Annotated in this window: 16 protein-coding genes; 11 read left to right on the top strand and 5 right to left on the bottom strand. The window is 52.1% G+C overall.

All coding sequences use genetic code 11. The annotated features are described in order from the left end of the window. Nucleotides 1-144 precede the first annotated feature (144 nt). The 9 genes from ABXS88_RS15965 (at nucleotide 145) to ABXS88_RS15925 (ending at nucleotide 14,394) form a co-directional block, all read left to right on the top strand. Nucleotides 145-1,272, top strand: coding sequence for a type III polyketide synthase (locus ABXS88_RS15965; protein ID WP_353673035.1), 1,128 nt, complete (start codon nucleotides 145-147; stop codon nucleotides 1,270-1,272). Continuing rightward, nucleotides 1,272-2,021 (top strand): methyltransferase domain-containing protein, encoded by a 750-nt coding sequence (locus ABXS88_RS15960; RefSeq protein ID WP_353673034.1) that lies wholly within the window; start codon nucleotides 1,272-1,274, stop codon nucleotides 2,019-2,021. The genes ABXS88_RS15965 and ABXS88_RS15960 overlap by 1 nt, the downstream gene beginning before the upstream one ends. Then, entirely contained in the window at nucleotides 2,018-3,133 is a 1,116-nt protein-coding gene (locus ABXS88_RS15955; RefSeq protein ID WP_353673033.1) for an NAD(P)/FAD-dependent oxidoreductase, read from the top strand. Before ABXS88_RS15960 ends, ABXS88_RS15955 begins: the two co-directional genes overlap by 4 nt. A 983-nt stretch (nucleotides 3,134-4,116) precedes the next feature. Beyond that, entirely contained in the window at nucleotides 4,117-5,073 is a 957-nt protein-coding gene (locus ABXS88_RS15950) for an RNA polymerase sigma factor, RpoD/SigA family (protein WP_353673032.1), read from the top strand. Nucleotides 5,074-5,202: 129 nt separating this feature from the next. After that, on the top strand, nucleotides 5,203-6,159 hold the full coding sequence (gene nadA, locus ABXS88_RS15945) for a quinolinate synthase NadA (protein WP_353673031.1): 957 nt from the start codon (nucleotides 5,203-5,205) through the stop codon (nucleotides 6,157-6,159). A gap of 102 nt (nucleotides 6,160-6,261) precedes the next feature. Next, nucleotides 6,262-11,157 carry a PAS domain S-box protein gene (locus ABXS88_RS15940; RefSeq protein ID WP_353673030.1) on the top strand — a complete coding sequence of 1,632 codons (4,896 nt, stop codon included), beginning with the start codon at nucleotides 6,262-6,264 and terminating at the stop codon, nucleotides 11,155-11,157. Between the two features lie 18 nt (nucleotides 11,158-11,175). Beyond that, nucleotides 11,176-12,672, top strand: a complete 1,497-nt coding sequence (locus ABXS88_RS15935) for an ATP-binding protein (RefSeq protein WP_353673029.1) — start codon at nucleotides 11,176-11,178, stop codon at nucleotides 12,670-12,672. Between the two features lie 32 nt (nucleotides 12,673-12,704). Then, the gene (locus ABXS88_RS15930) at nucleotides 12,705-13,088 is read left to right on the top strand and encodes a response regulator (RefSeq protein WP_353673028.1); all 384 of its coding nucleotides are present in this window, start codon (nucleotides 12,705-12,707) and stop codon (nucleotides 13,086-13,088) included. Nucleotides 13,089-13,095: 7 nt separating this feature from the next. Next, complete coding sequence (locus ABXS88_RS15925; RefSeq protein ID WP_353673027.1) at nucleotides 13,096-14,394, top strand: PAS domain-containing sensor histidine kinase; 1,299 nt, start codon at nucleotides 13,096-13,098, stop codon at nucleotides 14,392-14,394. On the opposite strand, the gene pheA is transcribed toward ABXS88_RS15925, so the two are convergent. Further along, nucleotides 14,350-15,237, bottom strand: coding sequence for a prephenate dehydratase (gene pheA, locus ABXS88_RS15920; protein ID WP_353673026.1), 888 nt, complete (start codon nucleotides 15,235-15,237; stop codon nucleotides 14,350-14,352). The genes ABXS88_RS15925 and pheA overlap by 45 nt on opposite strands. Nucleotides 15,238-15,443: 206 nt before the next feature. On the opposite strand from pheA, the gene ABXS88_RS15915 reads away from it, so the two are divergent. Both ABXS88_RS15915 and sfsA read left to right on the top strand, forming a co-directional pair. Then, nucleotides 15,444-16,034 carry a DUF1997 domain-containing protein gene (locus tag ABXS88_RS15915; RefSeq protein ID WP_353673025.1) on the top strand — a complete coding sequence of 197 codons (591 nt, stop codon included), beginning with the start codon at nucleotides 15,444-15,446 and terminating at the stop codon, nucleotides 16,032-16,034. A gap of 5 nt (nucleotides 16,035-16,039) precedes the next feature. After that, nucleotides 16,040-16,759, top strand: a complete 720-nt coding sequence (gene sfsA, locus ABXS88_RS15910) for a DNA/RNA nuclease SfsA (protein ID WP_353673024.1) — start codon at nucleotides 16,040-16,042, stop codon at nucleotides 16,757-16,759. A 17-nt stretch (nucleotides 16,760-16,776) separates the two neighbouring features. Here the strand turns inward: sfsA and ABXS88_RS15905 are convergent, their stop codons facing one another. From ABXS88_RS15905 to ABXS88_RS15890, 4 genes are all read right to left on the bottom strand, one after another. Then, entirely contained in the window at nucleotides 16,777-17,724 is a 948-nt protein-coding gene (locus tag ABXS88_RS15905) for a PRC-barrel domain-containing protein (protein ID WP_353673023.1), read from the bottom strand. A 459-nt stretch (nucleotides 17,725-18,183) separates the two neighbouring features. After that, nucleotides 18,184-18,561, bottom strand: coding sequence for a hypothetical protein (locus ABXS88_RS15900; RefSeq protein ID WP_353673022.1), 378 nt, complete (start codon nucleotides 18,559-18,561; stop codon nucleotides 18,184-18,186). Between the two features lie 125 nt (nucleotides 18,562-18,686). Beyond that, nucleotides 18,687-19,016: an urease accessory protein UreE gene (locus ABXS88_RS15895; RefSeq protein ID WP_353673021.1), complete on the bottom strand. Its 330-nt coding sequence runs from the start codon at nucleotides 19,014-19,016 to the stop codon at nucleotides 18,687-18,689. A gap of 27 nt (nucleotides 19,017-19,043) precedes the next feature. Next, nucleotides 19,044-19,526, bottom strand: a complete 483-nt coding sequence (locus ABXS88_RS15890; protein WP_353673020.1) for a DUF4168 domain-containing protein — start codon at nucleotides 19,524-19,526, stop codon at nucleotides 19,044-19,046. Between the last annotated feature and the right edge of the window lie 26 nt (nucleotides 19,527-19,552).

Genomic DNA, 19,552 nt, shown 5'->3' with positions numbered 1-19,552 from the left:
GAGGCCGGTGGATACTCCCTTGAGCGTTTTATATTTAATTGCACCTAGCTACTTACACTCCCTTGATTTGCTCAAACAATACACACAAATTGAATACCATTTTCTGTGTTAACCTTGAGTCTGCCAATTAGGAATGATGCCTCTATGTACACGGTTTTGGAATCTATTGGGACGGCTAATCCTCCTTTTCGGCGATCCCAGGCAGAAGCCGCCGCGTTTATGATCCGTGTTCAGCGATTTTCCGAGGCTACACAAAATCGTATTACTCGTATTTATCAACAATCGGGCATTGATTATCGTTATAGCTGTCTTGAAGACTATGGGTTAGAGCCAGATCAATTTCGCTTTTTTGCCAATAACCCTTACCTACAACCCGCCCCCAGTACCCGCGACCGTAATCAACAGTATCAAATCTGGGCCAAGGCAATCGCCACCAGCGCGGCCCAACAGGCCCTCGAAAAAGCAGGCTTAAAACCAGAAACCATTACCCATCTGATTGTGGTCAGTTGTACAGGCTTTTCTGCGCCAGGGGTAGATATTCATCTCATCCAAAGTTTGGGACTCCCCGCAATGGTAGCCAGAACTCTCGTCGGGTTTATGGGCTGTCATGGCGCCTTAAACGGGTTGAAATTAGCCCATGCTATTTGTCAGGGAGACGATCAAGCTCAGGTCTTACTGGTCTGTGTGGAACTCTGTTCGCTTCATTTTCAGATCAATGATTCGGTGGAAAATTTGGTGATTAATGCCATTTTTGCCGATGGAGCCGCTGCCGCCATTCTGCGATCGCAGTCTTATTCAGAAGCCGTAGGAAAACTGATCTATCAAGACAGTTATAGCCAACTATTGGCGGGGGAAGATTTAATGAATTGGACGATTGGTGATACCGGTTTTTTGATGGGATTGTCGCCAAAAGTACCAGAAGTCATTGCCGAATATTTACCACATTTTTTGCACGACTTTTTAGCTAAACACCAATTAAATCCTGCCATGATTGACGGTTGGGCGATTCATCCAGGGGGTAGAAAAATTGTAGAAACCATTCAAGACCTGTTAGCTCTGTCCGATTCATTAGTTCACGATTCCTTTGAAGTTCTACGTTTGTATGGCAACATGAGTTCTCCCACGATTTTATTTATCTTGCAACGCTTACTGGCCCGTCATCACAGAGGTTTAACGGCGGGAAACGGTTTCAATCATCTGGTAGGTCTGGCCTTTGGGCCGGGCTTAACCATTGAAAGTTGTTTATGGCAACAGCTAGGGGCAAACGCATAATGGTTTTTCCGTCTTTTCAAATTCGTACCGACACCGATGAATTAATGGATGATTTTTCCATTACCGATGAACGCTTAACCGAGGCTTTGGAGCAATTACGTTGGGTCAATCGTTTATTGGGGGGCTATAGTACCACGATGGCGATTTTGGCTCCGTTTTTGCAGTCAAGGGCGGGCCAGGTGACACGCATTCTGGATTTAGGAACAGGGATTGCCGATTTTCCCGAATATATTGTGCGCTGGGCGGAGGCTCAATCCGTTGATATACCGATAGAAATTACGGCGGTAGATGCCAACCCGGCCACCATTGACTATGCCCAGCAAACCCTAGAAAAACGTTTAAATGATCGCCAACGCGCAAAAATTAGTCTCGAAGTGGCCGATGCTTTAGCCTTACCCTACGCTGATCATGCCTTTGATATTGGTATGGGAGCCATGTTTTTACATCACTTTGCCCAACCCAAGGCGATCGCCATTGTGAAAGATCTGCAACGGGTTTCCCAGCACGGCATTATTATCAACGATCTCCACCGTCATCCCCTGGCCTATGCGGGCATCTATAGCTTGACCCGTTTATTACCCGCCGCTCCGATGGTACGCCATGACGGCCCTCTGTCCGTATTGCGCGGTTTTCGGGCTAATGATTTGACGACGATCGCCGAAGGTGCAGGGTTAACGGATTTTTCCTTGCGGTGGTATTTTCCCTTTCGCTGGTTACTCAGTACAGTACGGAGGGAAAGAAGCAAATGATTTATGACGTGATTGTTGTCGGCGCAGGATTAGCGGGGTCTAGCGCGGCCATTCAACTGGCCCAACGAGGTTATCAGGTTCTGCTATTAGAACAAGCTCGTTATCCCACCCACCGACTTTGTGGCGAATTTTTATCCGTTGAAGTGATTGAAATCTTTGCACGGCTAGGCATTTTAGAAACCGTGAGAGCTGTCGGGGCCTATCCCATCCAAAACGTCTATCTCACTAACAATCAGGGGGCAGAATTTCGCGGAGAATTACCGGGTACCGCCCTAGGACTCAGTCGTTACCAATTGGATCGTATTTTGTGGGAACGGGCCGAGGCGGTGGGAGCGATCGCCCATCAAGGAACAGCAGTCAAGGCGATCGCCGGGTCTTTTGGAGAAGGCTTTCAAGTGAGTACCCATCGGGGCAACTTTGACGGTCGTTTTGTCCTAGGAGCCTTTGGTAAAGCCTCATCCTTGGATCACCAGCTAAACCGACCCTTTATCCAGCAAAAATCTCCCTGGATTGCCAGTAAAGCCCATTATCAGGGGCAAGAATTACCTCAGGGAATTGAACTCCATGCTTTTCCTGGGGGTTACTGTGGACTGTCTCAGGTGGAAGCGGGCAAAATCAATGTGTGCTGGATTGCCCATCAGCGTGTCTTGAAAAATAACCCTAGAGACCGTCATACCCCAGAAGCCCTGTTTCAGAATTCGATGTTAGCCGAGCGATTACAGTCCTGGGAACGGGTGACGAGTCCCAAAAATCTCGCCCAGATTTCCTTTGCCCGTAAAGACCCCTTTGAAGACGACCTTTGTTTGATTGGGGATGCAGGAGGGATGATTACGCCGCTTTGTGGGGATGGCATGGCCATGGCCCTGCGGTCTGCCGATCTAGTGGTTCCTTTAATCAGTCAACTATTACAAGATTCCTTTCCCTTAGCAACCTTTAAAGACCTTTATGAGCGTGCTTGGCGACAGGAATTTAACCAACGCTTACAACTGGGTCGTTTTATGCACCAGGCCTTTATTAATCCGACTCTTGCGGCGATCGGGGTGAATAGTTGTCGTTTCTTCCCTGCCCTCGGTCGTTGGTTGATTGCCTCTACGAGGGGAAAAGCTGCGTAATCATTTTTAGGATACTACGCGAAATCGAAAGATTCCATTCAAGTACTTCGCAAGCTTATGAAAACCTAGGAGTAGCGGAAACAAGCCAGAAGTCGTTAATCTAGAGCCCAAAGACCTCTGATTGGTGTTATCTATGTAGTGAAAAATTCATCTAAGGGGACTCTCCTGAGTCTTACAACCCTTGCTGTATCTAGGCTACAAGCTAAATGTCGATAAAATAAGTAGTTTTCCTCACTCCAGTTGGCAGCTTTGTTGTGAGCAGACAGAATAAAGATTTTGTACTAAAAGTAGGATAGCGCAAGATTTCCAAGGCTAACATTTGTGGGAGTCTAGCCTAGTTACAAGGACACCTCGCGGGTTACTCTTCTTGGTCTGCCATTGGATCTTTTGAACTATTTCTGGCGTTTGGCTACTGTGAACACAGAAGTCTAGGGGAGATGATGGCCACAATGGGTTGTGGACACCGGAGGCTTCCGATGAGTTTGTCGGAGGGCCAATGGTAACGATTGATCATCAAAGTTAAGAAGGAGGCCCTGTAATCCTCAGCTTTGCTTTACAAAACTTAAAGATTTGTTTAGTATTATTAAGGAACACCGTTTTTCCCGATCGCTTCTACCCTAGCAATTCTTGAAGTCTGCCTTTCCCTAACACTTCTAATTCGCCGACTTCTCTCCACTGCTGACCTGATTAAGGCCCTAACAACTGTCCGCTTTGCACGACCCCTGCTTCTATTGCCTAGGATTGCCTTTTTACCCCACTTTCTGCTATGAAGACTGCGAAAAACACCCCTGATCCAGTACGTTCCTACCTACGAGAAAATCGCTTCTACCCTAGCAACTCCTGAAGTCTGCCTGCCTTTCCCTAACACTTCTAGTTCGCCGACTTCTCTCCACTGCTGACCTGATTAAGGCCCTGACAACCGTCCGCTTTGCACGACCCCTGCTTCTATTGCCTAGGATTGCCTTTTTACCCCACTTTCTGCTATGAAGACTGCGAAAAACACCCCTGATCCAGTACGTTCCTACCTACGAGAAATTGGTCGCGTTCCTCTCTTAACCCACGAGGAAGAAATTCTCTATGCGAAACGGATTCAGCGTTCTGTCTCTCTGGCAGAGGTAAAAGCGACGTTAAAGGAACAGTTAGGGCAGGAACCCAGCCTAGAGCAGTGGGCAGAGGCCACGGGTCTGACAGAAACAGAATTACTGGCGGCCACGGCGGCAGGGGATGCGGCCAAGCGAAAAATGGTGGAAGCGAACCTCCGACTGGTGGTGTCCGTGGCCAAAAAATATCTCAAGCGGAATCTTGACCTTCTGGATCTGATCCAAGAGGGAACCATCGGGATGCAACGGGGGGTGGAAAAGTTTGACCCCACCAAGGGCTATCGTTTTTCGACCTATGCCTACTGGTGGATCCGCCAGGCCATTACCCGAGCGATTGCGGAAAAGAGCCGCACCATCCGACTCCCCATCCACATCACCGAGAAACTGAACAAAATCAAAAAGGCCCAGCGGCAACTGGCCCAGGAGAAAGGACGAGCGGCCACCATTGGCGAACTAGCAGAGGCCCTGGAGCTGACCCCCCGTCAGGTGCGAGATTATCTGGAACGGGCCCGCCATCCCCTCTCTTTAGATCTGCGGGTGGGAGATAACCAAGATACCGAACTCGGGGAGTTGCTCGAGGATGATGGCCCTCAACCGGAAGACTTCGCCACCCACGTTGCCCTACAAGTAGACCTTGATAATTTGATGGCTGACCTGACCCCCCAACAGCGTGAAGTCTTGACTCTCCGCTTTGGCCTGACTAACGGCCAACCCCTGACCCTGGCCAAAATTGGCACTCTCCTGAATATCAGCCGGGAGCGGGTACGTCAGATCGAACGGGAGGCCTTAACGAAACTCCGTAAGCGCAAATCAGTGATTCGAGAATACTTGGCCAGTTAGGCCCCTCCGCTGGATTGAAGTTGGCTTGGGACGGCTCTCCCTTCCCTGGCCTTTTTTTAGTAAGATAGACTATAATTTTTGGTAGAATAAACTATAAGCTAGTTATTGACCGCAGGAGTTTTTCCGTTAGTGTTCACCACCGTTGCTCGTCCGTCTACTCCCCTGCCCCGAGATTTAGTAGGGGCCATCCAGGCCCTCAAGCAGGAATTAAATGCGGTGATTTTGGCTCATTATTACCAGGCCGCAGAGATCCAGGACATTGCTGATTATTTAGGAGATTCCCTGGGACTGTCCCAGCAGGCGGCCCAAACCCAGGCCGATGTGATTCTCTTTGCCGGGGTGCATTTTATGGCGGAAACGGCCAAAATTCTCAATCCCCATAAATTGGTGTTGTTACCCGACTTGGCGGCGGGCTGTTCTTTGGCTGATAGCTGTCCCCCGGAGGCCTTTGCCCGTTTTAAGGCCCAGTATCCCGACCATTGGGTGATTTCTTATATCAACTGCTCGGCGGAAGTCAAGGCCATGAGCGACATTATTTGTACTAGCTCCAATGCCGTTAAGATTGTCCAGCAAGTGCCCCCTTCCCAGCCGCTGATTTTTGCTCCGGATCGGAACCTGGGCCGCTACGTGATGGAACAAACGGGCCGCGAGATGGTGTTATGGCAGGGCAGTTGTATCGTCCATGAAACCTTTTCGGAACGTAAACTGATTGACCTCAAGCTCCAGCATCCCCAAGCTGAGGTGATTGCCCATCCCGAGTGTGAAACGCCGATCCTCCAGCATGCTGATTTCATTGGCTCGACCACGGCCCTGTTGACCTATAGCCAGCGCAGTGCGTCCCAAGCCTTTATTGTGGCCACGGAACCGGGGATTATCCACCAGATGGAAAAGGCCTGCCCCGATAAAATCTTTATTCCTCTGCCGGGCCTGGGAAACTGTGCCTGCAATGAATGTCCCCACATGCGCCTAAATACCCTGGAAAAGGTCTATCTGGCCATGAAGCATCGTCAGCCGGAAATTACGTTACCAGCGACAACGCTCCAGGCGGCTTTGAAACCTATTCAGCGGATGCTAGACCTGTCCTAGGGCTGCCTTCGGTCAGGCCAAAATCCCCCCAGAGGGAGGAACCTTTCGACCTTGGGCTGAGCTATCCTGTCTGCATAGTCTGGCTTGCAAGCTTGGAACCCCATGTCTACCCCCACTGTCTCCCCTGTCGAACCACTGCAGACGGAATTGGCCCAGTATCGGGCGGTCATAGCGGCCTTGAATCAGGGGGTGGTGTGGTTGGATGCCCAAGGACAAATTAGTCACTACAATTCCCGCTGGGCCAGTTGGTGCCCGAATCCTAGACCACTCCAGGGCCAAACCTGGCCCGATGTGATGCCCCTCCGTCAGGGCGGCCGGCTCCTTGCAGCCAGCGACTATCCCGAGGCCCGATTCCGCCGGGGCCAAACCGGAGCAGGAATCTATGATTACAGAGAGGAGTCCCTGCAAATTTGGGGAGGTTGGATCGATCGAGAGCGACCCGACCTGGGTACCTTTTGGCTGATGGAAGTCATTCCGGCCGATGGGGGGCCGGCCCAAGCTCTGGCGAGGGAACTCCAGCGCTCCCAGGCCTTTTTACAAACGCTGATTGATAACATTCCCCTGGCCCTGTTTGTTAAGGATGGCCGTCCTGATACCTTTGGCCAGTTTCAATTTTGGAATCAAACCTGTGAACGCATGTTTGGTATTTCCGCTGAGCAGGCCCTGGGAAAAACCGTCTATGATATTTCACCCTTAGAGCAGGCCCAGTTTTTTGAGCAAAAAGACCACCAGGCCTTTGAGCAGGGCCACTCCGAAGAAATTCCCGAGGAGTTTATTGATACTCCTCACCAAGGACAGCGGATACTCCATACCCGCAAGATTCCCCTCTACGATGAGGCCCAGCAACCCCAACATTTGCTGGTGATTTGTGAAGATATTACTGACCGGAAGCGTTCGGAGCAGGCTTTTTTAGAATCGGAAACCCGCCTGCGCGTCCTCTACGATTCCATTAGCTTGGGCATTATTACCGGCAACGATGAGGGGATTTTTGACTGTAACAATGCGGCGGAAATCCTTTTTCGATGCAGTCGCCAATATATTATCGGCAAACACCCCAGTCGTTTATCCCCGCCCCAGCAACCCAATGGACGTTCTTCCCAGGAGTTGGCCAATGAATATATCCAGCAGGCCTTTGCCCAGGGGAGTCATCGTTTTGAATGGATTCATCGCCGGGCCGATGGCACTGACTTTCTAGCCGAGGTCTGGTTAACCCCGATTCAGATTGGTGATCGTCGTCTTGTTCAAGGCATTATCTACGACCTCACAGAGCGTAAGCGGACGGAAGAGGCCCTGCGGCGCAGTGAACTCAAGTACCGCAACCTCTTTGAAAATTCCCAGGTTGGTATTTTTCGCACTCGGGTAACCGATGGTCTGGTTCTCGAAGCTAATCAACGCTTTATTGAATTGGGGGGCTACCAAGACCCCTCAGAGGTGGTCGGGAAATTACGCACCCTGGACTTTTACGCCGATCCCAGTGACCGGGAACGGATTGTGGCCCAATTGCAACAGCAGGGAGAATTGGGCTACTACGAACTGCGTTTTCGTCGCCACGACCAGTCCCTGCGGTGGGGCCTCTGCTCGGTTCGGCTTAATCGGGAGGAGAACTGCCTAGAAGGAGTAATGCTCGATATCAGTGACCGTAAACAGGCCGAAATGGCCCTAGCCGATAGTGAACGGCGCTTACAGCAACAAAGTCAGGCCTTGGCAAGTCTGGCCCAAAGTCAGGCCCTGGCCCTGGGCCAGCTCGATTTGGCCCTCCGCGCCATTACCGAAGCCGCCGCCAGTTCCCTCCGGGTTGAGCGGGTGGGGATTTGGCTCTTTGACCGCGACCATACCAAACTCCGCTGTGCCGACCTCTACGAATTACCAGATGACCGTCATAGTCTGGGTCTGGAATTGTGCATTCGGGATTATCCCTCCTATTGCGAGGCCCTCCAGACTTCGCGCCGGAGTTTATCCTTTCCCGATGCTCAGAATGACCCCCGCCTCCAGGAACTCCTGGATTCCTACCTCATTCCCCTGGGAATCCAGGCCAACCTGGATGCACCGATCCGGGTGAAGGGGAAAATTGTTGGGGTGGTCTGCCACGAACAAATTCAAGCCCCCCGGGTCTGGACGCTGGCAGAGCAGAATTTTGCGGGCTCTATTGCTGATTTTGTGGCCTTGGCTCTGGAAACCCACCAACGCCAACAGGTACAGGCCATGCTAGAGCGGAATAATGCCCTGCTCAAGGCCCAGCGCGATGCCTCCCCCGAAGGTATTTTGGTGGTCAATGAGCAACACCAAATTATTTCCTACAATCAGCGTTTTCGGGATCTCTGGCAAATTCCTCCCGCCGTCATGACAGGGGACAACGCCATTCCCCTCCGAGAATACGTTCTGTCGAAGTTGGCGGAACCCGAGGAGTTTAAAGCCAAATTAGATTATCTTTACCAATCCCCCCTAGAAATTAGCCGGGATGAGATTCCCTTCAAGGACGGGCGTATTTTAGAGCGCTATTCTAGCCCGATTCACTCCAGCCAGGGCGACTACTACGGCCGTGTTTGGTATTTCCAGGATATTACCCACCGAAAACAGCGGGAACAGGCCCTGCGTCTGATTGTGGAGGGTACCGCCGCCAAGATCGGTAATGATTTTTTCCGCTCTTGTGTCCGCTCCCTAGTGGAACTCCTGAAAGTCCGCTATGCGCTCATTGCTGAATTTACCGATGCCAGTAAACGGCGGGCACGAACCTTCGCTGTCTGGACGGGTAAAGACTTTGGTGAAAACTTTGAGTACGATATTGCTGGAACCCCCTGTGAGGCCATTCTCCAAGGCAGAATGGTCTGTTACTCGGATGCGGTTCAGACCCGTTTTCCCGAAGATATCGATCTCGTCAAACTCGGAGTGGAAAGTTACGTCAGTATGCCTCTACTGAATCCTGCTGGCGATATTTTGGGCCATATTGCAGCACTAGATACTAAACCTTTGGATGAGCCTAATTTTGAAGATCAAAAGCTGATTTTAAAGATTTTTGCTGCTCGGGCTGGAGCTGAATTAGAGCGGTTGCGCACGGAAATGGCCCTGGAACAACAACTCCAGCGAGCCCTCTTGCTGGAGCAAATTACCCAGAATATTCGCCAGAGCTTAGACTTGGGACGCATTTCCTGCACGGCAGTGAACCAGATTGGCCAAAGTTTTCAGGTCGATGGCTGTCAGATCTTCAGTTACCAGGCCGATAATCAAGCCCAAGTGGTGGCGGAATATCGCAAGCCCTGCTCCCACATTGGTAACGAGGAGTCCCTGCAATTGGCCGATGTAGCGGGTTTAGACCAGGCCTTGACTCAGGATCAAGCGGTGATTTGGCAGGCCGACGACGACCCCACTCATCTTGACCAACGAATGGATATTCAATCGTTAATTGCCATCCGCACCTCCTATCAAAGTGAACCCAACGGGGCCATTGTGGTCTATCAACGCCACCAAGTCCGCCATTGGAGCCAGGGGGAAATCGAGTTACTGGAAGCCGTTGCGGCCCAAGTGGGGATTGCCATTGCCCAGGGTCAACTGCTGGCCCAAGAAAAACGCCAACGCCGGGATTTAGAGGCGGCTAAGCGGAGCGCCGAATCCGCCAATCGAGCCAAAAGTGAATTTCTGGCCCACATGAGCCACGAACTACGAACGCCCCTCAATGCCATTATTGGGTTTGCCCAATTGATGGAGCGAGATACAACCCTCTCGCCCCAACAACAGGAATCCCTAGCCATTATTAACCGCAGTGGCGAACACCTGCTGAATCTCATTAATGATGTGCTGGAGATGTCCAAAATTGAGGCCGGCCAAACTCGGCTCCATCCGACTTCCTTCGATTTTCAGCATCTGTTGCAGGCCCTACAGGAGTTATTTCAGCCCCGGGCCCAGGAAAAAGGCCTATTTTTGCAGATGGATCTGCCGCCGACCCTGCCGCAATTTATCCGCGCCGACGAAGGAAAACTCCGCCAAGTCCTGATTAACTTATTGAGTAATGCCCTCAAGTTTACAGAAACGGGAGGCGTCACGCTGCGGGTGAATCTGGAAACCCCAGGCCAGCTTTATTTTGCCGTTGAAGACACCGGGCGGGGGATTGCGGCCGCCGACCTTGCTCAACTCTTTCTGCCCTTTGTCCAAGCCGGCCGCGATGGCCAGAATGAAGGGGGAACGGGCCTGGGCCTAGCCATTAGTCGCAAGTTTGTGCAGTTGATGGGGGGAGACATTCAGGTTCGGAGTCAGCCGGGGCAAGGGTCTGTGTTTAGCTTTACTCTGCCCCTCATCGTTACCCCTCCTGGTAAAGTCCCCACCAATCCGGTCCGGCGGCGGGTGATTGGGCTCCTGCCCGACCAACCCCAGTACCGCATTCTGGTCGTCGATGATGGGGAAGAAAACCGGCAACTGTTGGCTCGTCTGCTAGCCAGTGTCGGCCTAGAAACTCGCACGGCCGCCAATGGCGAAGAGGCCATTGCCGTCTGGCAGGCCTGGCAACCCCATCTGATCTGGATGGATATGCGCATGCCGGTGATGGATGGCTACGAGGCCACCCAACGCATCAAGCGCTCTTCCCAGGGCCCTACGCCGATTATTATTGCTTTGACGGCTACGGCCTTTGAGGAACAACGGGCGGGAATCCTGGCCATGGGCTGTGATGATATGGTACGCAAACCCTTTCAGGAATCAATTATTTTCGATAAGATGGCTCAGTATTTAGGCCTCAAATACCTCTATGCTGACCCGAGTCTGCCCCCCCGTCGTATCACCTTAGCGCCCCTTAGTCCCCAGGCCCTACAAAGCATGACCCCGGATTGGCTACAGGCCCTGCGACAGGCGGCCGTGGAAGTGGATGGCGACTGGATCGAAACATTATTGGCCCAAATTCCCCCGGTCCAGGCCCGTTTAACGGAGGCTCTGATCCGTCTCACTCATGACTACGACTTTGATGCCATTATTAAGTTGGCCGATGAGGCCCTAAATCGAGAATCCCACTGATCTCAAAAGATAATCCGTATGACCCTGACTCAACCCCCTTCCAGTGCTTCCAAGGGAGATATCTTGGTCGTAGACGATACCCCTGAAAATCTGGCCCTGTTGTCCCAACTGCTTAAAGAAAGAGGCTACAAGGTGCGGAGTGTGACCAAGGGCTCGGCTGGTTTACGCGGCGCCCAGGCCGCACCGCCGGATCTGATTCTTTTGGATATTCGTATGCCGGAGATGAATGGCTACGAGGTCTGTCAACGCCTCAAGGCCCAAGCACACACCCAGGCCATTCCCGTAATTTTTATTAGTGCCCTCGGGGAAGTGATCGATAAGGTCAAGGCCTTTGGCATCGGCGGAGTGGATTATATCACCAAGCCCTTCCAGGCGGAAGAAGTGCTGGCCCGCATCGAAACCCACCTTACCCTCCGTCGTCTGCAACAGCAACTCCAGGCCCAAAATCAGCAACTCCAGCAAGAAATGGCGGAACGTTTAGCGGCTCAGGAGAAATTTACCAAGGCCTTCCGGGCCTGTCCCAGTCCCCTTGCCATTCTCCGCCGTCCCGAGGGCCAGTTTCTAGAAGTCAATCCCAGTTTTAGCCAATTAACGGGCTATGACCTGCAGGACATTCTCGGGCGCAACTTCGATGACCTACACCTAGGCACTGGCCAAGCAACCTATCCGCAATGGCTAGCCCAGTTAAACCAGCAGGGTGCTCTCTACAACCAGGCCTGTGAGCTACAAACCAAAACCGGAGAAACACGCACCGTGCTACTCTCCATCGAGGCCCTGGAGCTAGACGACAACCCCTGCACACTGCATATTTTCCACGACATTACCGAATATAAACGCCTAGAAACGCAATTTATTTCCCTGGTGAGCCATGAATTGCGGACGCCCTTAAATGCCCTCGTTGGTTCTCTTGATCTGCTCCGTACCGGACAATTGGGAACCCTCACCCCCCAGGGCCAGCATATTCTAGATATTGCCATTAGCAACAGTGAGCGTCTGATCCGCTTGGTGAACGACATTCTGGATCTAGACCGGATTCAAGCCGGCCATCTGGTTCTCAGCAAGGTCGAGTGTTCTCTAGAAGACCTGTTTCGGGAGTCAGTGCAGACCCTCCAGTCCTGGGCCGACCGCCAGGGCATTACCCTCGATTACCAGGCCCCTCCTCTGACCCTCTGGGCCGATCCGGACCGTCTGGTGCAGACCCTCACCAATCTCCTCAGCAATGCCATTAAATTTTCTGAACCGGGCCAAACAGTATGGTTACGGGGTAGTCAGGATAGACAAGGCATCCACCTATGGGTGCGGGACCAAGGCCGGGGCATTCCCGCGGAACAACTCCAGCAGGTTTTTGAGCCGTTCCGGCAAGTGAATACCGCCGATGCCTACCAAAAGGGGGGTACTGGTTTGGGTTTAGCCATCTGTCGCCGCCTGGTGGAACAACACCAAGGACGCCTCTGGGTCGAGAGTCAGTTGGGCCAAGGCAGTACTTTCCATATCCTTCTTCCCCCAGTGCGCTAAACTAGCAAAAAATTCTGGAATATCTAGAGCGAGTGTCAAGCCCCCAAAGGATTTTAGTCGTTGATGATGAGGAAGATATCCGGTCAATTATCCAATTGGCCCTGACCCTGCAGACCCCTTGGCAAGTTCTCCTCGCTAGCTCTGGCCCCGAAGCCCTCAGTTTGGCCAAGACTCAACAGCCTGATCTAATCCTGCTGGATCGCATGATGCCCGGCATGGATGGCCCCAGCACCCTACAACAGCTCAAGGCCCATCCCCAAACCCAATCTATCCCCGTACTCCTGATGACGGCGGCTCCCCTCCCGCCGGAAACCCTAACTGCCCTTGGTGCCGTTGGGATCCTGCCTAAGCCCTTTCGTCCTCTCCAGTTGGCCCAACAACTCCAGGCCATTCTAGGAGAGGCCCCAACCGCCTAAGTTGCTTATGAAAGTCACGGTGAATGTTCTATTTTTGCTCCTAGGTGGCTTACTGGGCCTGGCGATTGGTGCTTGGGAACGTCATCAACTAAAACGCCGCCTCCAGCCCCTATTGACCAGTTTGCAAGATACCGCTGAAGTGGCCAAGTCCTTGTCCCTTACCTCCCTCGTTCGTCGAGAGTTGAGCTACCTCCAGCAACAGTGCCAGATCTATCAAGCGGAATCCCAGGCTTGGCAACAACTTCTCGACCAGGCCCCCATCGGATTTTTATACGTGGATGCCGAGGATCATCTGCTATGGTGCAATACCGTCGCCCAGGCCCTACTCCAGATTGACCGTTGGCGACCTCCGCAAATCCGCTTGCTCCTGGAACTAGTTCGTTCCTACGAGTTGGATCAATTAATTCAACATACCCGTCATACCCAACAACCCCACGTCCAGGAATGGCTTTTTTTTCCGTCGCCCATCTCCTTTCAAGAAACAAAAACCAAGCTATCTTCAGAATCCTTGCTCCTTAAAGGTCATAGCTATCCCCTCCCCCAACAAAAAGTCGCCGTCTTCTTGGAAAATCTACAGCCCCTGGCCGAAATTCAGCGTCAACAAGACCGAATTTTTTCCGACTTAACCCACGAACTCCGCACTCCCTTAACGGCCATCTCCCTGGTCGCCGAGGCCCTCCATCACCGGCTCCAGCCACCGGAACAAGACTGGTTAAAGCAAATGCTGGAGGAAACAGAGCGGCTACGCACCCTTGTGGATGATTGGCTCAGTTTAGCCCGGCTTGGGGAGAACCCGAAACAATGTTTAGACTATCAAGTAGTGGATCTCCACGATATTCTCATTTCCAGTTGGCAACGACTATCTCCCCTGGCCGCGGAAAAACAAGTTCACATTGCCTATGATGGCCCCGACCAACTACCCTGCGAAGCCGACCATGACCGATTGATTCAAGTGTTTATGAATTTATTAGACAACTGCATCAAACATAGTCCACCAGGAAGCAAGATTTCGGTGCAGGCCAGGGCCTTAGAAGAATTTGTCCTCCAGGTTGATATTGTTGATCAGGGGGAAGGATTTCATCCCGATAATTTGCCCCACATTTTTGAGCGATTGTTCCAGGGGGAGCCCTCCCGTTCCCGCACTCAGTACCGGGCAGGCCGCCAGGGGAGTGGTCTGGGCCTGGCCATTGCCAAGGAAATTATCATCGCCCACGGGGGCCAGATTACGGCAAGCAACGACCCCGATACCGGTGGTGCCCATTTATCCGTTTGTCTGCCCCGCCAGCGTCCCTTGGATCGGGTCTAGGTGCTGGACACGGTAACTACCGAAAAGTTTCAAAATTTCCGTGTACTGTTCTAATTCTGCCAAGGCAGCCTGCAAATGCTCATCGGTCTGACTGGCTTCAAGATCCATAAAAAACAGGTATTCGCCCAGGGAACGCTTAGTGGGCCGGGATTCAATGCGACAGAGATTAATCTGACGCTTGGCCAGGGCCTGGAGGGGATGCACCAAGGCTCCGGGCACATTGGTGGGAACCGTAAAGGCTAGGGCCGTATGACTGCCGTGGTGACTGGGTTGTCGCCCCACGACCCAAAAACGAGTGCAATTATCGGCATAGTCATTAATCCCGGCCCGCAGGACTGGAACCTCAAACAGTTGGGCGGCTCGGGGAGCAGCAATGGCCGCGGCCGTCGGGTCTTGCTGGATCAGCTGTACCGCTTCGGAGGTGGAATTGGTGGCGATCAACTCGGCCTGGGGGAGGTGTTGGGCCAACCACTTCTGGCATTGTCCCAGGGCCTGGGGATGGGAATAAACCTTTGCCAGTCCTTCAAGGGCCCTTCCGTGGGACAGGAGAACGTGGATAATTGGGAGCACTAGTTCCTGCTGAATTTGTAAATTCCCCCGTTCCCAGAGGGTATCGAGGGTGACGCCAATACTGCCCTCTGTCGAATTTTCCACTGGCACAATGGCCACATCAATAGACGGGTCGGCGGCACTGTGGAGGGTTTGGCCAATGCTGGGATAGGGCAACAATTGGGCAGTCTGGCCTTGCGTCTGCTGGAGCCAATCGGCGTAGGCCAGGGCTACAGTTTCCGTGTTGGTTCCCCTGGGGCCAAGGTGGGCAATGACAAGGGACATGGGTCGCATTCCTCAGGATTCACAACCTATTCTCCATCAAAGCTATCGGCTCTGACCAGCTTATCCGTAAAGAAATATCATCAAAATGGCTAAGTTTTGTAAGGGAACTGACCGAAAGGCCCCTAGCCAGGTCAATAAAACCGTATAATCTGGCTCAACAGTTTAAGAAATGTAAACTAAAATTAAGAACAACGCCTTTTATCCTTGACGAATCCATGAATGTTTGCTTTAGCGCAACGGAGTCTCTCAGTCTGACCCTGACGGAGCCCTTGGCTTCCCTACAACACTATCTTCGTCAACCCCAGCGTCTGGTGCAGGCCATTGCTGACCCGAAGCGAACGGCCGTGCTTTCCGAGAATCACTTTCGTCTGACCATGCGCCCCCTCAACTTCATGGACTTGTACCATTTTCAACCAACCGTGGTGTTGAAGGTCTGGTCAACGGCGACGGGTACCGTCTACCTCGAATCCGAGAGCTGTGAAATTCGCGGTATTGACTACATTAACCACCGCTTTTCGTTGGATCTCAAAGGTCGGTTGGCCCCCTACCAGCACCAGGGCCAAACCCTACTCCAGGGTAAAGCCGACCTGCGGGTGAGTGTGGATCTACCCCCCCCCCTCTGGTTAACCCCGGCCCCCCTGCTGGAAATGACGGCTAATAGCCTACTCAAGGGAGTCCTCGGCCGCATCAAACACCGTCTCCTGGGCCAGCTTCTGGAGGATTATCGGTATTGGTTAGCCCAAGCCGAGACACCATTGGCGGAAACCCCTCTCCGCTCAGCCTTGAATCCCCTGCTAGAGGCCTAGGTGCCATGGCCACGGATTTTTTCTATGCCTATCCGCCCCTCCAGTCGGGAACATTGCTCAAGCGGTATAAACGCTTTTTTGCTGATATCCAACTAAATTCAGGGGAAATAATCACGGCCCACTGCCCCAATACCGGGCCGATGACCGGTGTCTGCCAGGTCGGAGCACCGGTGCAGGTTTCCTATCATCCGAGTCCTAAACGCAAGCTGGCCTATACCTGGGAAATGATTCAAATAGGAGAAACCTGGGTCGGCGTTAATACCAGTCTGCCGAATCGGGTGATTAAACAGGCCCTGGAAGAACAGATTTTTCCCGAACTTGCTGACTGCTACGAGGCCATCCGCCCGGAAGTGGCCTACGGCCAAGACCAAAAAAGCCGTATTGATTTTCTCCTGAGCCACCCTGACCAACCTGCCATCTACGTTGAAGTTAAAAACACCACCCTGGCTGAAGGCTCCCTGGCCCTTTTTCCCGATACAGTGACCACCCGTGGGCAAAAGCATCTCCTCGACTTGATGGGCGTGATGCCCCAGGCCAAAGCGGTCATGCTTTACTTCATTAATCGAGGTGATTGTACGGAATTTGCTCCGGGCCAGGCCTACGACCCCCGCTACGCTGAATTATTACAGCAAGGGCAGGCCCAGGGTTTACAGATACTCCCCTGTCGTTTTGAGGTTAGTCCCCACGGCCTCTCCTACCGAGGCCTGGCCCATTGTGTCCTTTAGACAACTCAATACCGCGGCTAATCTTCGTAGTATTCCGGCATTTTTTCCCGGCGTTTTTCAGGAATATTGACGCGGGGGGGATTGTAGGGTTCGGGTTCGCTATCGTCCCACATATCCCCGGCGTAGTCCTCTTCTTCGTACTGATACTCGTAGCTGGGGGCTGGACTAGGGGCCTCTAGCTCGGCTTCTCCCCAGTTGTCAGTTTCGTAGTCGGGTTCAGGGTAACGATTGACTTCGGCCTGGCGGCGCAGAGGCGGCACTGGACGGGTTTCTTGCCAATCATCTTCGTGCCAGCGTTCTTCTACGACGGGTTCGGGCTGGCGTACCTGGACAGGGGTTTGTAGCGGAATACCGCTCCCCAATTGATTTTCGGGGCGGGTAGTGGGGGGATAGTACATATCCTCTTGTGCCTGTTCCCAAGAGGGGCGGCCAATGCCCAATCGCTCTAGGAGACCCACGCTTAATTGACTGAGGCGTTCTTCGGCACCTTCAAAGACAATCAGGCGATTCGGGCCACTGCTGACCACCTCTTCCATGGATAACTCGTAGGTGCTGATTAGTTGTTCAGGAATTTGAGGAATACCCAGGGAGGCAATAATAATCGAGGAAACTTTGCCGCTTTCAAGATTAAATTGAAAATCGCGGACGCGCCCCAGGGGTTCCCCGGTTTCGGTAATCACTTCGCTGTTGATCAGGGGCGTATAGGCATCAATATCAACAGCTTCAAAAATATCTTCATCTTCCACCAACACCACATCCCCCGTTTGACAGATACGGTTCAGGTACATGTATTGGGGCATACCAGACAGGGAGAGGGCATTATCCCGTAGGCCGAGAGCCACAATTTCGCGCTGGTCAATATCGACTAACACATCTTTGACAACGCCTAGTTTCTTACCGGTGTTGCGGGTAATGACTTGGGTGTTAATGAACTCGTTTCTTAGGCGGATGTTATCAATGGTCATTGTGTTTTGGCATTCACTGCTCGGGCAGATGGTCAAAAAGCTAGTCGTTTAAAACTACTTTTCTCAGGTTAAGTTGCGATCGACTTCGCTGGTTTGGAGTCGATTGAGGCATTATCTTACACGATTTATATGAGACATTGTAGCGAATCCCTTGACGTTCTCCTAAGATCGGGGCTGGGGGCGGCCCATCAGTCGAAGGGAATTTTGCAGCGCGTCTTTTACCGGGCGATGGGGGCACTAAACCTGAAATGGTATCGAACGCCGTCTAAAAATTGTGGAGCAGGGCGTCAAATCCAGTTTACAATCCCTTTTCGGATAAGGGGAGCCGAAACCAAGAAAAATGCCGGAGGTTTGCCGCAGTACGACAGGTATTGAGATGCTCGCTACCTTTCTACCCTCACCGTTGCGGCTAGTCTTGTTGCGATTCCGATCGCCGACGATCGGTAACAACTTAGGGCTTTAGATCACCAATTTGGGTTCAAGGGTTCTCAGCTTCATGCGGGCCAGGGCCAGATTTCCCTTATCCCGATCGAGGGCAAGATAGAAAAAGAGACCCTCGAAGGAGTGAGTGATGCTCATTAAGTGATACTGCGTTTCGAGGGTAATTAAAATATCATCAATTTTTTCTTTCATCCCCAAGGACGCAGCTACCTTCAATTTTGTGCGGATAACCTGCGTGTTACCGGCCACTGCTAGTTCAGCATTTTTGAGCGGAAAGCGGGGATTATCGGTACCAACTGACGCCAAGCACATTCCCGTTTTCCAGTCACCTAAAGCGGCGAGCAATGCGCCGTCTAGGTTGAGGGTTTCTTCTAGTAATTCATTTATATTGCTCATATTTGGATAATGGTTTGAGTTTGAGGTGATTACGACGTCGATTAGCCGGAGGCGATTCTAGCCAGTGTACGGGAATGTGATGCACTATACTAAATAATATCCTTTAAACTTAACAATAATTTTAATCAGTGAGGCTTATAAGCCCCCGATTCTGGATAGAAGGGAACGCGACGATCGGTGACAAGAATCGCAAACTGTCGGAGCAGATCGGCTAGCACCGAGTCGGGGGACAGTTGCAGGTATTCGGCACAAATTTCTACCGGCACGTGAGGATTACCGAGATGGCAGGCGACCCTCAGCAGTGCTACAGCATCGTTCACGGTAACGGTTAAGATGGGTTCGGGCTTGGCCAAAATTTGGAAAATTTCGCTGGCATCGGCTTGGAGGTAATTGCCCGATTGCACAATGGTGCTGCGCGATAGGCCAAGAAAAGCGGGGGGATTAACCGTGGGCAAAAAATCAGCATACGGACGCCTTTCCCCCTAGGGCTGACGAATTTTAACGATCGCCTGTTGAATCCGTTTTTTCAGGGGGGCATTTTTACGAGCCGCATCGGTAATGGTGTTGAATTCGGTGGGGGACAAACCACTGGCCTGGGCAATTTTTTTGGAACGATTGCAAAAATTGACGGCAATACTTTGGGCTTCCTTGGGGAGTTGCCGAATACTCTCTTTTTGGTTACAAACGATGTTAGGGGGCACCCGACCGATCAAGTCTTGGATTTTGCGGTAGGCTACCTTGCGTTCTGCTTCAATGTCCAATACAGCCTTAGCATAGCGATTAATTTGGGTTGGGCTAAATTCTTGGCTATAGGCTAACTGGCTAAAGGTCACTGGCACGGGAAAGCGCCCACTCCAGTCGGGAATAACCCCACCAAGGAGTCCGAGGAGAGCGAGAGAATTAGCAATAAAAAATCGACTCAGAACTTTGTTCAAGTCGGTAATAGAACGGGAGCTAATGATCATGCGCGTTTAGTCGCTCTGAATGAGTA

Source organism: Synechocystis sp. LKSZ1 (assembly GCF_040436315.1).
Lineage (GTDB): Bacteria > Cyanobacteriota > Cyanobacteriia > Cyanobacteriales > Microcystaceae > Synechocystis.
The sequence above is the reverse complement of the archived record's forward strand: the minus strand, read 5'-3'. Positions and strand labels throughout refer to the sequence as shown.

Bases quoted from the DNA above. Each gene is read 5' to 3' on its own strand.
- ABXS88_RS15965 (WP_353673035.1), top strand. From the start codon at position 145: ATGTACACGGTTTTGGAATCTATTGGGACGGCTAATCCTCCTTTTCGG.
- ABXS88_RS15960 (WP_353673034.1), top strand. From the start codon at position 1,272: ATGGTTTTTCCGTCTTTTCAAATTCGTACCGACACCGATGAATTAATG.
- ABXS88_RS15955 (WP_353673033.1), top strand. From the start codon at position 2,018: ATGATTTATGACGTGATTGTTGTCGGCGCAGGATTAGCGGGGTCTAGC.
- ABXS88_RS15950 (WP_353673032.1), top strand. From the start codon at position 4,117: ATGAAGACTGCGAAAAACACCCCTGATCCAGTACGTTCCTACCTACGA.
- ABXS88_RS15940 (WP_353673030.1), top strand. From the start codon at position 6,262: ATGTCTACCCCCACTGTCTCCCCTGTCGAACCACTGCAGACGGAATTG.
- ABXS88_RS15935 (WP_353673029.1), top strand. From the start codon at position 11,176: ATGACCCTGACTCAACCCCCTTCCAGTGCTTCCAAGGGAGATATCTTG.
- ABXS88_RS15925 (WP_353673027.1), top strand. From the start codon at position 13,096: ATGAAAGTCACGGTGAATGTTCTATTTTTGCTCCTAGGTGGCTTACTG.
- pheA (WP_353673026.1), bottom strand. From the start codon at position 15,237: ATGCGACCCATGTCCCTTGTCATTGCCCACCTTGGCCCCAGGGGAACC.
- ABXS88_RS15915 (WP_353673025.1), top strand. From the start codon at position 15,444: ATGAATGTTTGCTTTAGCGCAACGGAGTCTCTCAGTCTGACCCTGACG.
- sfsA (WP_353673024.1), top strand. From the start codon at position 16,040: ATGGCCACGGATTTTTTCTATGCCTATCCGCCCCTCCAGTCGGGAACA.
- ABXS88_RS15905 (WP_353673023.1), bottom strand. From the start codon at position 17,724: ATGACCATTGATAACATCCGCCTAAGAAACGAGTTCATTAACACCCAA.
- ABXS88_RS15900 (WP_353673022.1), bottom strand. From the start codon at position 18,561: ATGAGCAATATAAATGAATTACTAGAAGAAACCCTCAACCTAGACGGC.
- ABXS88_RS15890 (WP_353673020.1), bottom strand. From the start codon at position 19,526: ATGATCATTAGCTCCCGTTCTATTACCGACTTGAACAAAGTTCTGAGT.